This is a genomic window from Haloferax profundi (genome assembly GCF_001469865.1).
Taxonomy (GTDB): domain Archaea; phylum Halobacteriota; class Halobacteria; order Halobacteriales; family Haloferacaceae; genus Haloferax; species Haloferax profundi.
Genome location: NZ_LOPV01000580.1, coordinates 1 through 2,028, shown reverse-complemented (window position 1 = coordinate 2,028; position 2,028 = coordinate 1). Strand labels below are relative to the sequence as shown.

The 2,028-nt window shown below is 59.9% G+C and carries 2 protein-coding genes; both read right to left on the bottom strand.

The annotated features are described in order from the left end of the window. A partial coding sequence (locus tag AUR66_RS17085; protein ID WP_058573382.1) for a pyridoxal-phosphate-dependent aminotransferase family protein occupies positions 1–991 on the bottom strand: 991 nt, incomplete at its 3' end. Between the two features lie 132 nt (positions 992–1,123). After that, on the bottom strand, positions 1,124–2,028 hold a 905-nt coding region (locus tag AUR66_RS17080), incomplete at its 5' end, for a formate/nitrite transporter family protein (RefSeq protein WP_058573381.1).

Genomic DNA, 2,028 nt, shown 5'->3' with positions numbered 1-2,028 from the left:
CCGTGAAGTCGTACTTCTCGGAGACGCCCTCGATTGTCGCTGCGACGTCGATGCCCTGCGTGTTCTCGATGCAGGCGACGGTTTGCGATTCGTAGCCCTCCTCTGGGAACATGTCGAAGTGTTCGTACGCCCACTCTTGGGTGTACTCGGCCATCTCGCGGTGACGGTCACTTCGCCCTTTGTGTCCCTCTTCGAGCATGTACTTCATCTGCTTGCGGTAGGCGAGCATGATGGGAATCGCCGGCGTGGAGTGCGTCTGGCCCTTCCGGTCGTAGTAGTCGAACGCCCGTTGGAACCCACCGTACCACGAGGCAGAGTCTTTCGAGACTTCACGGTCGTACGCGTCGTCGCTGACGACACAGACCGCAACTCCCGGTGGCATCGCGAACGCCTTCTGGGACGACGCGAAGATGACGTCGATGTTGTGTTCGTCGATGTCGACGTAGTCGCCACCTAGTGCGGAGACGGCGTCGACGACGAAGTACGTGTCCGGGTACTCGGCGATGACGTCGCCAATCTCTTCGATTGGGTTGCGCACCCCCGTCGAACTCTCGTTCATCACACAGGACACCACGTCGTAGTGTTTGTCGCTCTGTTCGAGGTACTCACGGACGTCCTCGGGCTTGACTGCCTGTCCCCACTCGTATTCGAGTCGGTCGACGTTCTTGCCCAGTCGTTCGGCGACGTTGGCGTGGCGTTCGCTGAAACTCCCACAGGTCGTACAGAGGATGTTCTCGTCGACGAGGTTGAGCGTCGACGCCTCCCAGAACTCAGTTCCGGAGGCAGTGAGGACCATCAGGTTGTTGTCGGTTCCGAGGAACTCCTTCGTGTCCTCGACGATGGTCGTATAGAGGTCGGTCATCCGGTCCATCCGGTGGCCGAACATTGGTTGGCACATCTCCTGGATGACGTCGTCGCGGACTTCCGTCGGGCCGGGGATGTACAGTTTTTTCTCGGGATAGTCGTCTTTGTATTCGCGTTTCTCGGTCACGGAAACCACCTACGTACGCGCTACTGTGTAGCGAGGTGTGATGGTACTTTTGATTAGAACATACACGGGTCGTCGAGGTGACACGCCTCCGTTTCGTACGGTGATTTCGGTGACTCTCCGGTCTGGACCCCCTCACTCGGCTGGTCTGCTGATACGCAGGCTGAACAACCAGTCTCTGAGGGAGAGGCGTTCGCGTGGTCCTTCTCCCTCAGGGAACCGGTTTTCTGTCTGGCCGTAGTTGATGAGAGTCACGAGGAACACGCCGCCGATGGTGTTTCCGAGCAGCACCGGGACGGCGAATTCCCACAACCCCGTGGTGAGCGCGACGTTTCCGGTAAATACGAGGTAGAACACGTCGGCGGAACTCACGACGATGTGGTAGAGGCCGGACGCGGGAATCACGTAGATGACGAGGAAGACGAGCACCACGCGCGAGATGGAGTCTCTCACTGCGTGTTCGAGCCAAACGAGTCCTGCGACGAGCCACCCGGCGAACATCGCCTTGAACACGAGGTCCCACCACGGTGTCTCGATTCCCTGGAATCCGATGCCAATCGCCGCATCTGCTGCTGCCACCGAGAAGACCCCCGTGTTGGCGAGCACGAACGTGCCGACGACTGCGCCCGTGAGATTCCCGGCGAGCACACTCACCCAGACACGGAGGAGTGACGGAATGCTCGCGACGCGGGTCAACACGAGTGTCACCGGCGTGAGAGTATTCTCCGTGTAGAGTTGGTACCGCCCCATGATGATGTAGACGAACCCGAGCGGGTAGAGAAGTGGCGCGAGAAGCCCAGACGCGTCGGCTGGGAAGGCTGCTTTCCCCGTCGCATAGAGGAAGAACGTTATGGTAATCGCGAGTCCGGCGGCGAACCCGCTCACGTAGAGTTTCAGTGAGTCAGACTCGACTTCCTCGTCGGCGGTAGCGACGACACGCTGGAAGATTTCGTCGGTCGAAAAACGGTCGCCGACCGCTTCACCGGCAGACGGGGCACCACTCCGTGCACGGTCTGGTGACTGAACGGCATCGGCTCCGT